At 62.3% G+C, this 18,479-nt stretch carries 15 protein-coding genes; 6 read left to right on the top strand and 9 right to left on the bottom strand.

Annotation, left to right across the window (positions count from 1 at the left end):
* Nucleotides 1-163: 163 nt before the first annotated feature.
* Complete coding sequence (locus tag ACP7DW_RS27655) at nt 164-2,326, bottom strand: DEAD/DEAH box helicase (protein ID WP_426057619.1); 2,163 nt, start codon at nt 2,324-2,326, stop codon at nt 164-166.
* Between the two features lie 271 nt (nt 2,327-2,597).
* A complete protein-coding gene (locus ACP7DW_RS27650) occupies nt 2,598-3,443 on the bottom strand; it encodes an alpha/beta fold hydrolase (protein ID WP_426057618.1) in 846 nt (281 codons plus the stop codon).
* 134 nt (nt 3,444-3,577) lie between these two features.
* On the opposite strand from ACP7DW_RS27650, the gene ACP7DW_RS27645 reads away from it, so the two are divergent.
* Nucleotides 3,578-5,203, top strand: coding sequence for a M28 family peptidase (locus ACP7DW_RS27645; protein WP_426057617.1), 1,626 nt, complete (start codon nt 3,578-3,580; stop codon nt 5,201-5,203).
* Nucleotides 5,204-5,241: 38 nt separating this feature from the next.
* Here the strand turns inward: ACP7DW_RS27645 and ACP7DW_RS27640 are convergent, their stop codons facing one another.
* From ACP7DW_RS27640 to ACP7DW_RS27630, 3 genes are all read right to left on the bottom strand, one after another.
* The gene (locus ACP7DW_RS27640; RefSeq protein ID WP_071079630.1) at nt 5,242-5,658 is read right to left on the bottom strand and encodes an SRPBCC family protein; all 417 of its coding nucleotides are present in this window, start codon (nt 5,656-5,658) and stop codon (nt 5,242-5,244) included.
* A 129-nt stretch (nt 5,659-5,787) separates the two neighbouring features.
* Nucleotides 5,788-6,486 (bottom strand): dienelactone hydrolase family protein, encoded by a 699-nt coding sequence (locus ACP7DW_RS27635; RefSeq protein WP_426057616.1) that lies wholly within the window; start codon nt 6,484-6,486, stop codon nt 5,788-5,790.
* Nucleotides 6,487-6,577: 91 nt separating this feature from the next.
* A complete protein-coding gene (locus tag ACP7DW_RS27630) occupies nt 6,578-9,520 on the bottom strand; it encodes a DUF6701 domain-containing protein (protein ID WP_426057615.1) in 2,943 nt (980 codons plus the stop codon).
* Nucleotides 9,521-9,635: 115 nt separating this feature from the next.
* On the opposite strand from ACP7DW_RS27630, the gene ACP7DW_RS27625 reads away from it, so the two are divergent.
* Nucleotides 9,636-10,640: a GlxA family transcriptional regulator gene (locus ACP7DW_RS27625; protein ID WP_426057614.1), complete on the top strand. Its 1,005-nt coding sequence runs from the start codon at nt 9,636-9,638 to the stop codon at nt 10,638-10,640.
* Nucleotides 10,641-10,643: 3 nt separating this feature from the next.
* Here the strand turns inward: ACP7DW_RS27625 and ACP7DW_RS27620 are convergent, their stop codons facing one another.
* A complete protein-coding gene (locus ACP7DW_RS27620; protein ID WP_426057613.1) occupies nt 10,644-10,877 on the bottom strand; it encodes a hypothetical protein in 234 nt (77 codons plus the stop codon).
* Nucleotides 10,878-10,988: 111 nt separating this feature from the next.
* A complete protein-coding gene (locus ACP7DW_RS27615) occupies nt 10,989-12,095 on the bottom strand; it encodes an S-(hydroxymethyl)glutathione dehydrogenase/class III alcohol dehydrogenase (RefSeq protein WP_070312574.1) in 1,107 nt (368 codons plus the stop codon).
* Between the two features lie 207 nt (nt 12,096-12,302).
* Between ACP7DW_RS27615 and ACP7DW_RS27610 the strand changes: the two genes are divergently transcribed.
* The 3 genes from ACP7DW_RS27610 (at nt 12,303) to ACP7DW_RS27600 (ending at nt 15,190) form a co-directional block, all read left to right on the top strand.
* The gene (locus ACP7DW_RS27610) at nt 12,303-13,754 is read left to right on the top strand and encodes a PQQ-dependent sugar dehydrogenase (RefSeq protein ID WP_426057612.1); all 1,452 of its coding nucleotides are present in this window, start codon (nt 12,303-12,305) and stop codon (nt 13,752-13,754) included.
* Nucleotides 13,755-13,901: 147 nt separating this feature from the next.
* Nucleotides 13,902-14,345, top strand: a complete 444-nt coding sequence (locus tag ACP7DW_RS27605) for a thioesterase family protein (RefSeq protein ID WP_071079638.1) — start codon at nt 13,902-13,904, stop codon at nt 14,343-14,345.
* Between the two features lie 59 nt (nt 14,346-14,404).
* On the top strand, nt 14,405-15,190 hold the full coding sequence (locus ACP7DW_RS27600; protein WP_426057611.1) for a substrate-binding periplasmic protein: 786 nt from the start codon (nt 14,405-14,407) through the stop codon (nt 15,188-15,190).
* A gap of 1 nt (nt 15,191) precedes the next feature.
* Here the strand turns inward: ACP7DW_RS27600 and ACP7DW_RS27595 are convergent, their stop codons facing one another.
* Nucleotides 15,192-15,734 (bottom strand): DUF3016 domain-containing protein, encoded by a 543-nt coding sequence (locus ACP7DW_RS27595; protein WP_426057610.1) that lies wholly within the window; start codon nt 15,732-15,734, stop codon nt 15,192-15,194.
* Between the two features lie 143 nt (nt 15,735-15,877).
* Nucleotides 15,878-16,381 (bottom strand): DUF3016 domain-containing protein, encoded by a 504-nt coding sequence (locus tag ACP7DW_RS27590; RefSeq protein ID WP_426057609.1) that lies wholly within the window; start codon nt 16,379-16,381, stop codon nt 15,878-15,880.
* 433 nt (nt 16,382-16,814) lie between these two features.
* Between ACP7DW_RS27590 and ACP7DW_RS27585 the strand changes: the two genes are divergently transcribed.
* Complete coding sequence (locus tag ACP7DW_RS27585; protein ID WP_426057608.1) at nt 16,815-18,326, top strand: DUF3369 domain-containing protein; 1,512 nt, start codon at nt 16,815-16,817, stop codon at nt 18,324-18,326.
* Nucleotides 18,327-18,479: the final 153 nt, after the last annotated feature.

Below are 18,479 nucleotides of genomic sequence, written 5' to 3'. Positions count from 1 at the left end.
GCGCCAAAAATTGCCCGTACGTGGTGATGCCTGCCGGCAAGCATACGGCGGCGACAATGTTCATTTATTGAGGGGAAATAAAAAACTGGCGCGAACGCGCCAGTCGGGGATGTGTCTCCAATCCGCGACACAGGCGCCGGGGAGGCGCCTGTGAAGAGATTACTTACTTATAAGTTTTGCGCGGGGGAGATTTAGGACGCGCTGGTGCCGGTTTGCGCTCCGTCGTGCCGTCATCGAGGCTGATGCGCAGTTTCTGGCCCGACACGACGACCGATTTCAGGTGGTCGAGGATTTCCGGCGGCATGCCTTCCGGCAAGTCCAGCACGCTGTAGTTGTCAAAGATATCGATACGGCCGATATGCTTGGCTTCCAGGTTCGCTTCGTTGGCGATGGCGCCCACGATGTTGCTTGGCGTCACGGCGTGCTCACGGCCCACTTCGATGCGGTAGGCCGTCACGCCCGGGCGTGGACGTTCCTTCTTCGGCGCGCGCGGCGCTGGTGCTGCCTCGCCCGCGTCCGCTGGCGCATCCTTGAACGCTGGCGCGGACTTGGCGGCGAACGGCTTGCGCGGCGCGGCTGGCGGCGCCAGATCCGGTGCATCGCCGTCGCGGCTGATGCGCAATTGCTGACCAGCGACCCAGACGGACTTCAGCTGGTCCAGCAATTCTTTCGGCATGGTATCTGGCAAATCCAGGACGCTGTAGTCGTCATAGATTTCGATGCGGCCGATGTTTTTCGAATCGATGCCCGCTTCATTGGCGATGGCGCCGACGATATTGCCCGGTTTCACGCCATGCTGATGACCGACTTCAATACGGAAAGTCTGCATGCCGGCGTCGGCAGGACGGGAAATGCGTTCCTTTTTCGGGAAGGCCGGACGTTCGCCACGCTCGCTGCGCTCGTTACGCTCGAAGCGGTCGCCCCGTTCCGGACGGTCGTTGCGTTCGAAGCGGTCCTGGCGTACCGGACGATCGTCTTGCCAGGTGGCTTGCTCGCGCGCCTTGTTCTTGTCCAGCAACAGCGGCGTATTGCCACGCGCCATCTTCGCCAGGGCGGCGGCGATTTCGATGGCGGGAATATTTTGCTCGCGTTCGAAATCTTCGATCAGCGACTGGAACTGTTCCAGTTCGCCCAGGGCCAGGGTTTCGCTGATCTGTTCCTTGAACTTGGCGATACGCACATCGTTGACGGCCTGAATCGTCGGCAATTCCAGCATGCTAATCGGCTGGCGGGTCGAGCGTTCGATGGCTTTCAACAAGTTCTTTTCACGCGGGGTGATGAACAGAATCGCTTCGCCGCTGCGGCCGGCGCGGCCCGTGCGGCCGATACGGTGGGTATAGCTTTCCGGATCGTGCGGCACGTCGTAGTTGACGACGTGGCTGATGCGCTCGACGTCCAGGCCGCGGGCGGCCACGTCGGTAGCCACGAGGATGTCGATCTTGCCGTCTTTCAACTGCTGGATCGTGCGCTCGCGCTGCGCTTGCTGAATGTCGCCATTGATGGCGGCAGCCGAGAAGCCGCGTGCCTGCAGTTTGCCGGCCAGCTCTTCCGTACCCAGCTTGGTGCGGGCAAAGATGATCATGCCGTCAAACACTTCCGCTTCCAGGATGCGGGTCAAAGCGTCGAGCTTGTGCATGCCCGACACCAGCCAGTAGCGCTGGCGAATGTTGTCGGCCGTGCCCGTCTTGGCGGCGACCGTCACTTCGGCTGGATTCACCAGGTACGTCGTGGCGATGCGCTTGATGACGGAAGGCATGGTGGCCGAGAACAGGGCCGTTTGATGGCCATCCGGCGTTTCTTTCAAGATGCGTTCGACATCGTCGATAAAGCCCATGCGCAGCATTTCATCGGCTTCGTCCAGCACCAGCGTCTTCAGCTTGGACAGGTCGAGCGAACCCTTGTCCAGGTGATCGATGACGCGGCCAGGGGTGCCGACGATGACGTGCACGCCGCGGCGCAGGGCCGACAGTTGCGGGCCGTAGCTTTGACCGCCGTAGATCGGCAGCACGTGGAAGCCGGGAATGTGGGCGGCGTACACCTGGAACGCTTCGGCGACCTGGATGGCCAGTTCGCGCGTCGGTGCCAGGACCAGGGCTTGGGGTGAGCTTTGTTTCAGATCAATGCGCGACAGGATCGGCAAGGCGAAGGCGGCGGTCTTACCCGTGCCTGTTTGCGCCTGGCCCAGCACGTCGCGGTTAGCGAGCAATAATGGAATCGTGGCCGCCTGGATAGGCGACGGTGTTTCGTAACCGACATCCTTGAGCGCGCGAATCAGCGGCTCGCTCAGGTTAAGGTCGGAAAATAAGGAAATTGGTGTATCAGACATGAAATCACTCACAAGTTCGCTCGAATCGCCCAATGCGAAAGAGTGTATCTGCTAGTTTACTCTTTACTGGACCTTACCGGGTGGCTGCATGCCGCAGAACGCCGTTTTTTGCGGCATATCGACCGAAAAAAGGCAGAAAAATCGGTGATCCGCACGCAATTAGTGCGTGATTTTGCCAACATTAAACGATACACAACAATGTGCCGCCTGCGCTTGTTCTGCGCGGCAACAGCAACGGCGGGCGCCTCGCCAGCATGGCGCCCGCCCCGTTTCAAGTGCGCAAAAACTCCAGCAAGTCCTCGTTCAGCCTGTCCTTGTGCGTCGTCGCCAGGCCGTGTGGTGCGCCCGCATACACGAGCAGCTTGCTGCCGATGATGAGCTCAGCCGTGCGCCGCGCCGAGGCGGCAATCGGCACGATCTGGTCGTCGTCGCCATGGATCACCAGGGTCGGCACGTCGAAGCGGGCCAGGTCGGCGGTGAAATCCGTTTCGGAAAATTGCTTGATGCATAAATAGGATGCCGGCATGCCCGCCTGCATGCCTTGTCGCCAGAAGCTGTCGCGCACGCCCTGCGACGGTGTGGCGCCGGGCCGGTTGTAGCCATAGAAAGCCTCGCTCAAGTCGCGGAAAAATTGGCTGCGGTCGGCCTGCACGCCGGCGCGGATGGCGTCAAACGCGGACAGCGGCAAGCCCAGCGGATTTTCAGTGGTTTGCAGCATCAGCGGCGGCACGGCGCCCACCAGCACGGCGCCCGCCAGGCGCTCGGTGCCATGGCGGCCGATGTAGCGCGCCACTTCGCCGCCGCCCGTCGAATGGCCGACCAGGGTGGCGCCCGTCAAGTCCAGCGCGGCTATCAGGGCGGCCAGGTCGTCGGCATAGGTATCCATGTCGTTGCCGTCGAAAGGCTGGCTGGAGCGGCCATGGCCGCGCCGGTCGTGCGCGATGACGCGGTAGCCGTGCGCAGCCAGATAAAACATCTGGTCTTCCCAGGCGTCGGACGACAGCGGCCAGCCGTGGCTGAAGACGACGGGCGGGCCGCTGCCCCAATCCTTGTAGTAAATCAGGGTGCCGTCGGCGGTACGCAGGGTATTGTTTGAATGCAAGTCGGTGGCAGTCATGGAACGCTCCTTGTCGGTGGACCAGCGGCCATTGTGGCCGCAATGGCGCGCGCACGCCGCGCGCTACGCCAGAGCATTGCGGTAGAGTAAGATTGTCGCTGCTTTGCTTTCCCGTATTCACTTTTGGAGTTGTCATGCGTTTACCCTTCGTCCTCGCCGCCAGCCTGTTCAGCACGGCCGCCCTCGCCCAACCGCTCGTTGCCGAAGCGCCCCTGCGCGCGCATCTGTCTTTCCTGGCCGACGACTTGCTGGAAGGACGCGGCACTGGCCAGCGCGGCGGCGACCTGGCCGTGCGCTACCTGGAAACGCAGGCGGCCGTGGCCGGCCTGCAACCGTTGAAGGATGGCACGTACCGCCAGGCGCTGACCATCGTCGGCAGCAAGGCCTTGCCATCGAGCACAGTGACCTTCAGCGCGGGCGGCAAGACCTTGTCTCCCGCCTTCGGCAAGGACATCGTCTTTGGCGCGGCGAATGGCCAGCAGACAGTGGCGTTCGACGCGCCCGTGGTGTTTGCCGGCTACGGCATCCGCGCCCCCGAAGAGCACTGGGACGATTTCAAGGGCGTCGACCTGAAGGGCAAGCTTGTCATCATGATGGTCAACGATCCGCAACCGACCGTTGCCGAAGCAAACCGTTTTGCCGGCAAGTCCCTCACGTATTACGGCCGCTGGGTCTACAAGTACGAGGAAGCGCTGCGCCAGGGCGCCGCCGGGGTCTTGCTGATCCACACGACGGCGTCCGCCTCGTATCCGTGGTCGGTGCCCGCCAACGGTTTCGGCCACGAGCGTTTCAACCTGGCCGGCGCGGGCAATGCGATGGAAGGCTGGCTGCAGGAAGACATGGCGCGCGCGCTGTTCCAGCAAGCCGGGCAAGACCTGGACGCCTTGCGCGCGCAGGCGGAAACACGCGCGTTCCGCCCCGTCGCCTTGAACGCGACCGTCAAGGTGCAACTCGACAGCCAGGTGCGCAGCATCGAGCAATTCAACGTGGCCGGCATCGTGCCGGGCACGGACCCGACACTCAAGGACGAAGCGGTGATCTATTCGGCGCACTGGGACCACCTGGGCAAGGATGACGAGGGCAACAGCCAAGGTGGCAAACAGGGCCAGAGTGACCACATCTACAACGGTGCCATCGACAATGCCTCGGGCGCGGCGGCCCTGCTGGCCATGGCGCAGGTGGCCGTGAAACAGCCGGCGCGCCGCACGCAGATCTTCCTGTGGCCGGCCGGCGAGGAAACGGGCATGCTGGGCAGCACGGCGTACACGCGCGCGCCCCTGTGGCCGCTGGCGAAAACGGCCGCCGACCTGAACCTCGATAGCATGAACTTCGTCGGCAAGACGCACGACATCGGCGTGGCCGGCGCCGAGCGCAGCAGCCTGTACGCCAGCGCCGCCAAGGTGGCCAAGCGCATGGGCCTGCGCCTGGCGCCGACCATCCCCGACCTGTCCGGCGCGTTTTACCGGGCCGACCATTTTGCGTTTGCCAAGGCCGGCGTGCCCGCCTTCAACGTGGGCTCGGCCGTATTCTCCGGCGACGGCTCCTTCGATTTCGTCAAGGAACCCAAAGCCTCGGGCGAGCGCCTGGTGGCGTTTAAAAAGGATTACCACCAGGTCACCGATGAGTACCACCCGTCGTGGGACTTGTCGGGCATGGTGCAACAGGCGCAGTTCACGCTGAACCTCGGTTACGAAGTGGCGAACGACAAGAACTTGCCTACTTGGAACAAGGGCGAGGCGTTTGGCAAGGTAAAGCGGTAAGCGCCATGAAAAACACCGGCCTTGGCCGGTGTTTTCATTCAAATCGCCATGATGCGTTTCAGGTCGACGAACGCTGTTTCGTATAAATGCTGAAACGCGCCCACCATGACCTCTTCCACGCCTTCAGCCGCGTCGAACTCGCCCGACCATTCGGCCACGCAGGAAGCGCCGCCCGGTTCGCCCGTGACGCGCAGGGTGGAACGGTAGTTCTTGACGGGGATCGGACCGGAGACGATGGTGTAGCTGTAGCTCTTGTCCGCTTCGCTGTAGCTTTGCAGGCGTTCGGCGATGATGGCGCCGTCCGTGGTTTTCAGGCGCCGCACGCGGCCGCCGTGCTCAGGCAGGCTGGTCTTGATGGAGCTCGACCATTCAGCCAGCGACTGGAAGCCGCCGATAAAATCCCACACTCGTTCGGCGCTTGCCGCCAATGTCACAGAAACAATTACTTGGGCCATCTTTGATTCGGTTCCTCATCCAGGTTTGCCGGGCGCTGCGCCCGGCCGGCCGGAGATGCCCGGCACAGCCGCTATTTTAGCGCCCATGCGGCTTTACTGCCGAGTCGACAGCGCTGGCGGCGCTCCCGCTTACAGATTTTCCGACAGGAAAATCAAGGAATTGCCATGTGCCTGGGCGGCGGCGCGCTGCTGGTAGCTATCGCGGTGGGTGCAATTGAAACCGTGTTCGGCGCCCGGGTAGATATGGATTTCCACGTCTTGCCGGTCCTCGAAGCGCTCGGCGATGGTTTGCACGGCTTGCGGCGAAATATGGCTGTCCTGGCCGCCGAAATGCATGAGCAACGGCACCGTGATCCGGTCGGCCAGGTCCAGCTTGTTCTGGATGCCGCCGCCGTAATAGGCGATGGCGGCATCGACCAGGCCGGCCGCTGCCGTTTGAAACGATAAACGGCCGCCGAAGCAATAGCCGACCGAGGCCAGCTTGCCCGTCACTTCCGGGCGCGCGCGCAGGGCGGCGACGGTGGCGGCGATATCGGCGTCGGCATGCGGATTGTCGGTCGCCTGCATCAGTTCCACGGCGCGCTTCCAGCCTGCTTCGTCATAGCCCAGCTCGATGTGCGCGCCCGCGCGCCAGAACAGGTCGGGCACCAGCACCACGTAGCCATCGGCCGCGTACTGGTCGGCCACGGCGCGGATGTGTTCGTTGACGCCGAAAATTTCCTGCAACAGGATGATGGCGGGGCCTTTACCGATATGCGGCACGGCCAGGTAAGCCTGGAAGCTGCCGTCCGGGCCGGCGATATCGATCCACTGCGATGTTGTGCTCATACAAACTCCAGTCTGAGGTTGGGGGGAATGCCACAGCCAGGCATGTTACTGGTTTTTCACGCCGCCTGCGTCCGCACCCCTTTGCCCAGGCTCAATACATCTCGCGCAGGTAAATCACGGGGCCCGATCTGAGGATGCCAAAGACAACAACGCCCACCGTGCTGCCCAGGTAGGGATGATTGCCTACGGAAACGTCCACTCTGCCGGCCTTGCCGGCGCCGGGCGCCAGCAGCGTCAGGCGATTGGCCTGCGGCAACGCGCCTTGCACGACGGTATAGGCCAGGTCATCAGCGGCCAGCTTGCTGCAGTCCAGCGTTTTCTTGCAATTGACAAACAGTACCTGCGACTTGTTGAACGCACTGATACTGTCGAGCAGGTTCGTGATCCATTGCGTGCCATTCCAGTACTGCACTTGCACGGCCAGCCGGACGGGCAGCAACTCGGAGCCATAGCCGTGGGCTACCTGCCATTGCCCCGACAGCACAGTCATCCGTGCCTCGTTCTGTATCAATGCCGAACTGGAGCTGACGACGGCGCCGCCGGGATAGGTGCTGCTGGCGCGCAGCAGCACGTCGGTGGGCGCCACCGTCACCGGCACGCCTGCCTTGCCCGGAAAACGGTAGGCAACCATGGTTCGGGCGATGCCCAGGGTGAATTTCGCGGGCGCCACGCCGGTGACGGTGGTTTGCGCCTTGCCGCCATCGGTGAGGCGGCTGCTGCCATCAGGAGTACTCGGCGGAAAGGAAATCTTGCCCGTGGCCGCATCGAGGCCTTCGAGCAACACGGGCGCCAGCACACCCGGATTGAGCTCATCATAATTTTGGGTCGTCGTCCCCCCCAGGGCGCGCGCCGTCACGCGCACGCCTATCGCCTGCCCCGAGTAGGCGTAGCGGCCTTTCTTCCCATCGTCGGCGCAGGTGAGCGGCGCGGCGCACGGCGTGGCGATGCCGTTGGCAGCGGCCGGCTCGTCACTGTCGTCCTTTTTGATCAGCTCCGTGATGAAGTGGTGCGGGATGAACTGCACCTTGCCACTCGTACCGCTTGCCAGCGGTGGAACGACGCCATTGACGGCAGGCCGTTGCCATCCCAGGTAATGATTCAAGCTGGCCGTAAACTGAACAAGCCCCACTTCCTTCCAGCTCATGCCCGTGGCGGTCAAGACACCCCCGCTGAAGCCCAGGCTGCCATCGGCCGACGGCTCGGCGTGGCCGGCAAACGTGGGTTCAACGACAGTACGTCCCAGCAGCACGGCTGGCGCCACCGCTTCGCGGCCAAAGTTGGGCGTGGCTGCCTTCAAAAAATTCCGTGCCAATACGCTAACCACCGTTGCCGGCGCCACGCCCGTCACGGCCAGGCCCGCACGCTGTGGCGTGGCGATCGTACTGAACACAAAATCGTACGGAGCGACAACCACCTCATCGCTGCCTTGCATCTTCAAGCCCTTGTCGCTGCCGCTGGCCGATTCATACTTTGCGTTCAACGTCAGCTTGCCCGCGTCGGCATACAACATGGTTGCCGTGGCAACGCCAGCGTTGTCGAACGCCAGGTTGACGGACTGGCCCGTCGCACTGCACGCGCTGCTGGCGCTCGCGGCCAATGGCACGAAGGCCCCCGTCCCTTTGACCAGGAGCGGCAAGGTGCCGGTGGCAGGATTGCTGTAGCTACAACTGAGGGTCAAATCCTTGCTGGCATTCTTAAACAGGGGCACGCAGGCCTGCTCGTTCGGTTTGTCTTGCAATGCACTGATTGTGAAATCCGTGGCCACGGCGGAATGATGATTGACGGGAGTGACCATCAAGCCTGTCGCCGCAAAGCTCATGTCGCAGCTGCTGCTGTTGTCCGACGCGCGCTTGCAGACGAGCGCACCGGTGGCGCCGGGCACGCTCGTCAGGCCCAGGGTGGCCGTGCCGACCGTGTACTGGCGCACGCTGGCCGTCGCCACCCCGCTGTTGCCTATCGGCGTCGCCGTGCCGCCCGGGCTGACGGTGACATCCACGCCGCCCGTGTATTTGGCGCTGCAGGCGGCGTCCGCGCACGCCGTGACCGTTACCGTTTGCGGCGCGCATGTCAGGGCACTGCCTGGGTGGTCGATCTGGAAATGGTGGGGCGCCGCCTGCGTACCCGGGCCGCACTTCGGCCCCATCGGTTCATTGAAGGCCCAGCCGCTGTTGTTCGTCACGCAGCTGCACGGATTCGATGGCGTATAGGCCTTGCACGTGATGGTTTGCTGCACCCGGCCCTGCCAGCCCAGAGTGATGTGGTCAACCTTGGCGTTGCCCGTGATATAGGCGTTGGACGAGTCGAGGGTCACTTCCCCGGCGTCCACATTGCCCTTGATGCCATTGCCGGAAGCGATCGACAAGGAATTGCTCGCCTCCACATCGCCGGTGACGAGCAGGCCGGATGCTTTCAGGTCGATCGTCGGCGATTTCAGGTTACCCGTCACCTGGCTGCCGGAACCGATGGTCAGCGAGGTGGTCGCTGTGATATCGCCCTGGATGCGGGTACTGGCGGCCAGGATATTGACGATGGTGCCGCTGATCGGACCGTTGATGACCGAGCCCGAAGCGATTTCCACCGGGCCCTTGGCGCTGATCTTGCCCGTCACCTTGACGTTGTTCGAGCCCATCTTGATGGTGGTAGCGGAAATATTCGCCGTGACGGTCTGTTCCTGCGCGCCCATGAGGAAAGTGCCGCCCAGGGCGGTCAGGTTTCCTCCCGTCACCTTCAGATTCGACGGATTGATGTCCTTGATGTCGAGATTGCCCTTCACTGTCAGGGCGGCGTTGCCGCTCATCGTCAAGCCCTGGTTATAGCTCATCGCCAGGGAACCGTTGACCGTCACCCCATACGCGCTGCCGATGACGATGACGTCGGTGGAACCCAACGCCAGCGAGCCGCATGTGTATTGCAAGCCATCCGGGCTCAGGCTGCAGCCGCTGACGGCGCCGCCGTTGAAATTGAGCGTGGCCGCCTGGGCAAAAGTTGAGCATAGCAACAGTGTCAGGGTGGCAAAAAAGGGAAGTAGGCGCACGATATCCAGGAATCTGATGAATGGGAAGACAGCGGGCGCGTGGGTTATTCCATGCTAATCTATGTCCTCGCTGTTGTTGCATTATGGCAGTATTTTTCACCCTCGCGCATATCGCATGATCAAGCAAAGCCCCAAGGAATTTCCCCTGCGTACCGTCGACATCATCGTCTATCCCGGCTTCAAGGCGCTCGAAGCCATCGGCGCCATGAAGGTGTTTGATTACGCCAACACCCATTTGCGCCTGCGCCATCTGCCCGGCGGCTACGACGTGCGCATCGCCTCGACAGCCATCGGCCCAGTCGAGTCCGACACGCTGATGTCGCTGCACGCCAGCAAGGCGCTCGATGTGAACCGCCTGCCCGACCTGGCCGTCATCGTCGGCTGCCACCACGTCGAGCAAGTCTTGCAGGATATTCCCGCCCTCGCCGCCTGGGTGGCCGAGGCGGCGCCGCGCATCGACACGCTGGCGGCGCTGTGCACGGGCTGCTTCTTCCTGGCCGAAGCCGGCGTGCTCGACGGCAAGAGCGCCGCCACGCACTGGAGCGCCGTGGACAGCCTGCGCCAGCGCTATCCATTGATACAGGTCAATGCCGATGCGATTTTCGTGCGGGAAGGAAAATTCTGGACATCGGCCGGCGTGACGGCCGGCATCGACCTGGCGCTGGCGCTGGTGGAAGACGATTTCAGCCGCGATATCGCGCTGGAAGTGGCGCGCGACCTGGTGGTGTACCTGAAGCGGCCCGGTGGCCAGTCGCAGTTTTCCGTGCACCTGTCGAGCCAGATGACCACGCATCCGAGCATCCGCCAGTTGCAAGGCTGGATCATGGAACACCTGGGCGAAGAGCTCGGCATACCGCTGCTGGCGGCCAGGCTGGCCATGAGCGAGCGCAATTTTACGCGCGTGTTCCAGCGCGAAACGGGCAGCAGTCCTACGGAATTCATCGAGACGGCGCGCTTTGAAGTGGCGCGTCGCTTGCTGGAAGACAATGTATCGTCCTTAAAACAGGTGGCCGTGCAGGCGGGCTTGCACAGCGAAGAAAGGCTGCGCCGCCTGTTTCAAAAGAAACTCGCCATCACGCCGCGCGACTACCGCGAACGCTTTTCCAGCACGGCGCGCTAGGACTCAGCGCGACTTGTTGCTGCGCACCTGACGCGTGGCCAGCTGCCGGCGGTGCCAGGCCAGCGGCGTAAACATCAGCGCGCACAGCAGATAGGTGGCCAGCAGCGCCAGCCAGATGGCGGGCGTGGCGAGGCTGGCGGCATTGCTCCACCACAAGGCCAGCAGGGAAGACAGGGCCGCGCCGAGGAAGACGGGCAGCATGCGGCGCAACGTGGCGAGGTAGGCAGTGGCAAACATGAGCGGCTCCCAAAGCAAGGCGGAAGCCTTCACACTAGCAGGCGCAGGCGGCGAAGTACAGCTTGCCGCCCTGCCCCGTCCGTCAAGTGTTGCGCAATACGTACACGCAGATCAGTACAACACCACGGAACGAATCGATTCGCCGCTCTTCATCAGGTCGAAGCCTTCATTGATGCGTTCGAGCGGCAAGCGGTGCGTGATCAGATCGTCAATGTTGAGCTTGCCTTCCATATACCAGTCGACGATCTTCGGCACGTCCGTGCGGCCGCGCGCGCCGCCGAAGGCCGAACCGCGCCATTCGCGCCCCGTCACCAGTTGGAATGGCCGCGTGGAAATTTCCTGGCCGGCCGCCGCCACGCCGATGATGAACGATTTGCCCCAGCCCTTGTGCGTGCACTCGAGCGCCTGGCGCATCAAGTTGGTGTTGCCCACGCATTCAAACGAATAATCGGCGCCGCCGTCCGTCAGTTGCACGATGGCATCGACGACGTTTTCCACCTCGTTCGGGTTGATAAAATGCGTCATGCCGAACTTGCGCGCGATGGCCTGGCGCGCCGGATTGATGTCGATGCCGATGATTTTGTCGGCGCCGACCATTTTCGCCGCCTGGATCACGTTCAGGCCGATGCCGCCCAGGCCGAACACGGCCACGTTGGCGCCCGCTTCCACCTTGGCGGAGAACAAGACGGCGCCCACGCCCGTCGTCACGCCGCAACCGATGTAGCACACCTTGTCGAACGGCGCGTCTTCGCGGATCTTGGCGAGAGCGATTTCCGGCACGACGATATAGTTTGAGAAAGTGGAGGTGCCCATGTAGTGGAACAGCGGCTGGCCATTCAGCGAAAAGCGGCTGGTGGCGTCCGGCATCAGGCCACGGCCCTGTGTCGAGCGGATGGCCTGGCACAAATTCGTCTTTTGCGACAGGCAGAACTTGCACTGGCGGCATTCCGGCGTGTACAGGGGAATGACGTGGTCATCCTTTTTCAGGGTCGTCACGCCCGGGCCCACGTCGACGACGACGCCGGCGCCTTCATGGCCGAGGATGGCGGGGAAGATGCCTTCCGGATCGGCGCCGGACAGGGTGTAGTAATCGGTATGGCAAATGCCAGTGGCTTTCAGCTCGACCAGCACTTCGCCGGCGCGCGGGCCGGCCAGGTCGACTTCTTCGATGGTCAACGGGGCGCCCGCCTTCCAGGCAATCGCGGCTTTGGTTTTCATGGGATGTCTTCCTGCTCGGTTTCAGATGCGCCATTATCGGACGCCGGCGGACGTGGCGGGGCAAGGGGCCCCGCGCTTGTCTGAAAACGCGGCGCATTTGTCCGCTGCCGCCGCACGTTTGCGCCAGCGCAAACCTCCCGACACGAAGACGCGCATTCTTGGCACATCCTTTGAGCTGCCGTTGCGCCGTTCCCGCAGGAGACCGACATGCGCCACCCCCTACGCCGACTGTCCCCCACCTGGCTGGCCCTGCTGCTGGCCTGCTGCCTGGGCTTGCTGGCTGCCTGTGGCGGCGGCCACGATCACCACCCGCCCGGCGCCACCACGGGCAGCCTGACCGTCACTATCGGTGGCTTGCCGGCCGGCGTGGCGGGCGCCGTCACGGTGACGGGGCCCGCATCGTACAGCAAGCTGCTGACGGCGTCCGGCACGCTCGATGGCCTGGCGCCCGGCGCCTATGCGGTCAGCGCCGCCAGCGTGCTACAAGGAACAACCAGCCTGGTGCCCGTGCCGGCAACGCAGCAGGTGCAAGTCACTGCGGGGGCGACGGCCAGCGCCACCGTCACGTATGCGGCCGGCGCGCCGCTGGCCATTCGCCTGCAGGAAGTGGCCAGCGGACTGGACGCACCCATCTTCCTCACGGCGCCACCCGGTGACAGCCGCCTCTTCATTCTCGAACGCCCCGGCCGCATCCGCGTGCTGCAGAACGGCAACCTGCTGGCCACGCCCTTCCTCGATATCCGCCCCCTCACCACCACCAGCGGCGAGCGCGGCTTGCTGTCGCTGGCCTTCCATCCGCAGTACGCCAGCAACGGCTATTTCTTTATCTATTACACCAACCTGGCCGGCGACATCGTCATCGAGCGGCGGCAAGTATCGGCTGGCAACGCCAACGTGGCCGATCCCCTGTCGGCCCTGACCATCCTGACGATACCCCACCCCACGTTCAACACCCACTATGGCGGCCTGCTCAGCTTTGGCCCGGACGGCTACCTGACTGCAGGCACGGGCGACGGCGGCAGCGCGGGCGACCCGCCCGGCAATGCGCAAAACACAAATGTGCTGCTGGGAAAGCTGCTGCGCCTGGACGTCAACGCCAGCACGGTAGCCCAGCCGTACGCCATTCCGCCGGGCAACCCGTTTGCCGGCACGCCGGGCGGGCGCGCCGAAATCTGGGCCTACGGCTTGCGCAACCCGTGGCGCTACGCCTTCGACGTGCCGGCCCAACTGCTGTATATCGCCGACGTGGGCCAGGCCAATTGGGAAGAGGTCGACGTGCGCCCCGTGGGCCAGGCGGGCAACAACTATGGCTGGAACATCATGGAAGGATTGCATTGCTACAACAGCGCCAGTTGCAACCAGGCGGGGCTGGTCCTGCCCGCCATCGAATACGGCCACGACACGGCTGGCGGCTGCTCGATCACGGGCGGCTATGTGTACCGGGGCACGGCCCTGCCGGAGCTGGCGGGGCAGTACCTGTATTCGGATTACTGCAGCGGCTGGCTGAAAAGCTTCAGCTACAGCAATGGCACGGCCTCCGCCGTGACGGACTGGGGCATCACCAACGTGGGCAATATCCTGTCGTTTGGGCAGGATGCGCAAAACGAGCTGTACATGCTGAGCGACACGGGCAAGGTGTACCAGATCGTCCGTAAATAAGCGTACCTAAATTAAGCGCACGCAAACAAGCGTGCGCAGGCGGTCATGGTGGCGCACGCGGCACAGGGCGTTTTTCGACGGGGCACGGGGAACCGGCTAGAATGGGTTTTTCCCGTCGCGCCCCGCGCACCAGCCCAAGAGAACACCATGGCCCGTTTGAAACTTGAATTTCCCGAAGACCAGTACTGCTATTCCTCGCAACTGACGGTACGCACCACGGACATCAATGCCGGCAACCATCTCGGCAACGATTCCATGATTTCCATGATTTCCGAGGCGCGCGCCCGCTTCCTGTTTGAATTCGGCGTGCGCGACATTGAAGCGGACGGCACCGGCATCATCGTCACCGACCTGGCCACCACCTACCGTGCCGAAGCCCATGCGCGCGACCAGCTGCTGTTCGAAGTGGGCGTCATGGATTTCAATAAATATGGCGGCGACATCACCTTCCGCATCACGCGCCCGCGCGACAACACCCTGATCGCCATGGCCAAGTCCGGCTTTGTGTTTTTCAACTACAAGCGCAGCCAGGTCGTGCCCATGCCGGAAGAGTTCGGCAGCAAGTTCCCGCAGGTGAACTGGATCGATTAACGGCGGCGCCTTGCCACCATGCTGTATGCTTGCCAGGAAGACATTAAGACTGGAGCGACATGCAAGCAGCGAAAACGGCAAGACTATGCCTGGCCCTGGCGTTGTCGGGCGTGTGGCAGACCGCCCTGGCCGCGCCGCACACCGTCATCCTGTATGGCGACGACGACTATGCGCCGTACAGCTATGTGGAAAACGGCGTCTTCAAGGGCATGTACGTCGATATGCTGCGCGCAGCCGCCACCAGCATGCCGGAGTATCGGCTGGACCTGCAGCCGCGCCCCTGGAAACGGGGACTCGACGCCCTGGAAAAAGGCCAGGTATTCGGTCTGTTCCCGCCCGGGCGCAAGACGGAGCGGCCGTACGTGCAACCGTATTCGGCCATGCTGTACCGCGAATCGGTGGTGCTGTTTTGCCATGACGCCGTCATGCGCAAGCCGCGCACGCACTTCCCGACCGACTTCGCCGGCCTGACCATCGGCGTCAACACGGGTTTTTTGCTGTCGGAAAAATTGATGGCGCCGGCCCGCCAGGGATTGCTGCATCTGGCAGCGGCCAAGGGCAACGATGCCAATCTGAAGAAACTGGCCCTGAGGCGCATCGATTGCTACGCCAGCGACCGCGGCGCGGCCCGCTACACGGCACGCCAGCTGCAAGGAGAACTAAGCCGCTACGGCTTTCAATTGCACGAAGTGCTGGAACTGTCGTCCGAAGCCACGTATATCGCCTACAGCGCACGCAATACGCCCGTCTACAAGGCCGATTTCATCGAGAAGATGAATGCGGCCTTGCTTGCCATGCGGCAGAACGGCCAGCTGGCACGCATCGAAGAGGCTTACCTGCGCTGACTTACCGGCGCTGCACTGCGCGCGGCTGCAAGCTCATCACGGGACTGCTGCGGCCCTGGGGCTTGACGCCGAAGGTATTCTTGAACCAGTCGTCGATCATGCGCTTTTCATAGCGCAAGGCATCGTTGCTGGAGTAACGATTGATATGCTGCAAATAGGACATGTCCGACAGATAAGCGTTGCCGCTGGCAATGACTTTGCCATGCTGTTCGAGCGTATAGCGCAAGCGCAGGCGGGGCCAGTCAGCACGGCCCGTCATCACGCGCACATCGAAGGCGCCGCGCCGTGCCGGGTCTTCGCGTCCTGCCAGGTCGACATCGGTGATCTCGATCCTGAGATCCTGGCCGGGGGGCAAGCTCTTGCCCAGCCAGGTGAAGTGATTGGCCAGGCCCGCCAGCACCTGCTCCCGGTCGCGCGAGCTGAACGGTACATCGGAATAGTCATCGGGGTTATCGAACGTCACCTGCACGCCCGCCCAGGCACTGCTGCCGGCGGCCAGCGCCAATGCGGCCAGCCATGTTTTCGCCATCTTGGAAATACGCATATGCATTCCTTTCAGAAAGTTCGCAGGAAGGCAGATGCCGCCACGCCGCATCTGCCTGAGCCGGTTTGACTATAGCCTGAAGTGAAAATTTCCGGAGCGCAATACACTTCGCGCGGCGGCAAGCCGCCTGACGGGCTGCGCGCTTACTTGCGCGCCTGGCGTTTCACCTTGACGCCAAAGGTATTGGCATACCAGTCATCGATCATCAGCTTTTCATAGCGCAGCTTTTCATTGCTGAAGTAATGATTGATGCGGCTCAGGTACGACATGTCGGACAGGGCGGCATCGCCACTGCGAATGACCTTGCCATCCTGTTCCAGCACATAGTGCAGGCGCATGCGCGGCCAGTCGACCCGGCCATTCATGACGCGGATATCCTGCCCGGCACGCAGGGACGGATTTTCACGTCCCGCCAGGTCCACATCCGTGACGTCGATCTTCAAGGTCTGCCCGGGCGGCAGCGATGCGCCCAGTTTCTCGAAATGCCGGCTCAGTTCCTTCAACACCTCATCGCGTTCCTGCGGGTTGAACGGGACATCCGTATATTGATCCGGTTTGCTGAACTGCACTTCCGTTCCTGCCCAGGCCGCGCTGCTGGCCAGCAAGGCCAGGCCGGCGACCAGGGCGCGCGTCGTTTGCTTTTGCATGATGTACCCTTTCAGGAAATGTGCGTGGCATGGCGCCACTTCTTATGCCTGCTCAATATAGCGCGCCGCAGCCCATTCTGACGCGCAATTCATACCTTGTTACTTTTCTGATTTTGCGCCAGAAAGGCGAGACGCCGTTTTTTTTGCAGATTCATTGGCAATATTAATTAAAACAAAGTATTGTCTTGAAAATATAGTTGCCTAAGCGATAAAGCATAGATAGTGTCAGCAGCCTGGATTTAAAGTGTTTTTTTAGCACGTGTGTTGCATGTTGTTAGTCAATTTTTCTTGCATATTGTTAATATTTAGCTGTCAGTCTACAATCGACAAAATGCGCCCGAAAAATGCGCAACGCCGGTAATGGCGCACAGGAATTCCTGGCGCAGGCGTCTCAACATTGCGTCAGTTATGCCTTTTAGCGGAACTCGCCCTCATGTCATTTTTGTCTTCAGCATCGCCCAAGTTACCTCCCTGGAAAGTCCTGCTCGTCGATGATGAACCCGACATCCACGACATCACCAAACTGACGCTGAGCCGTTTCCGCCTGGAAGGCCGTGCCCTGAGCTTCGTGCACGCCTACAGCGGCGCCGAAGCCAAGCAGGTGCTGGCGCGCGAAGAAGGCATCGCGCTGGTCTTCCTGGACGTGGTGATGGAACGCGAAGACAGCGGCCTGGAAGTGGCGCGCTGGATGCGCGAAGACCTGGGCAACCAGTTTACGCGCATCGTGCTGCGCACCGGGCAGCCGGGACAGGCGCCGGAAGAGCGGGTGATCGTCAACTACGACATCAACGACTACAAGGAAAAGACGGAGCTGGACCGCACCAAGCTGTTTACCACCACCTTTGCCGCCCTGCGCGCCTACCGCGACATCATGAAGGTGGAAGAGGCGCGCCAGGCCCAGCTGCATTACCGCGAAGGCCTGGAAAGAGTCATCGCCGCCTCGGCGCATATCTTCAAGCAGCGCAACCTGCGCGACTTCGCCAGCGGCCTGCTGCAGCAAGTCGTCGCCCTGCTGCGCCTGGAAACGAGCATGCTGCTGCGCCTGCGCGGCGCCAGCGCCATCACGGGTGAGCAGGATTATGAAGTTCTCGCGCAGATCGGCGACCATGAAGCCGATGGCGGCATCCTCAGCCCGTCCCTGCTGTCGCAGCTGGACGACGCCAAGAGCAATAAAATCTCGCGCCTGCACGGTGACACCTATGTCGGTTATTTTCCCAACAGTAGCGGCAAGGCGTCCTTGCTGGTCTTGAAGGGCGTGGAAGAAATTTCCGACCTCGACGCGCAATTGCTGGAAGTATTCTGCTCGGGCGTGGCGATTGCCTTCGACAACATCCTGCTGACCCAGGAAATCACCGATACCCAGGCCGAACTGATCCTGCGCCTGGGCGACGTGGTCGAATCGCGCTCGCACGAAGGCGGCAACCACGTGCGCCGCATGGCCGAAGTGTGCCAGCTGCTGGCGCAGGCCTCCGGCATGTCGGAAGAAGAAACCATGGTGCTGCGCCACGCGGCGCCCATGCATGACATCGGCAAGATTTCCACACCCGACGCGGTGCTGCTGAAACCGGGCAAGCTCGACGCGGCCGAGTGGGAAATCATGAAGCAGCATCCGACGGTGGGCATGTCCATCCTCGACGGTTCGCAGCGCCCGCTGCTCAAAGCAGCCGCCGTGATCGCCCACCAGCACCATGAAAAATACGACGGCAGCGGCTACCCGCAAGGCCTGGTCGGTGAAAACATCCACAAATACGCGCGCATCGCCGCCGTCGCCGACGTCTTCGACGCCCTGATGCACAAGCGCTGCTACAAGGACGCCTGGCCGTTGGAACGTGTAGTGAGCTACCTGCGCGAAGTGAGCGGCAGCCACCTCGACCCGCAGTATGTGGAGTTGCTGATTGAAAATCTCGATGCAGCGCTGGCGCTGAATCAACGTTTCCCGGATTAAAAGCTAGCCGATGTTGTCGGATTACGCGGCTGCGCCGCTAATCCGACCTTGTATTATTCCCTTCATGCCGTTCGCGATATTGCGGACGGTATCGACCGCTGTCAAAATCTTGGTAGGCATATCAAGACCGGGTAACTGGATGCCGTATCCGCC

Origin of the sequence: Janthinobacterium sp. PSRC1-1 (genome assembly GCF_049897525.1) — a bacterium.
Classification (GTDB): Bacteria; Pseudomonadota; Gammaproteobacteria; order Burkholderiales; family Burkholderiaceae_D; genus Janthinobacterium; species Janthinobacterium tructae.
The sequence above is the reverse complement of the archived record's forward strand: the minus strand, read 5'-3'. Positions and strand labels throughout refer to the sequence as shown.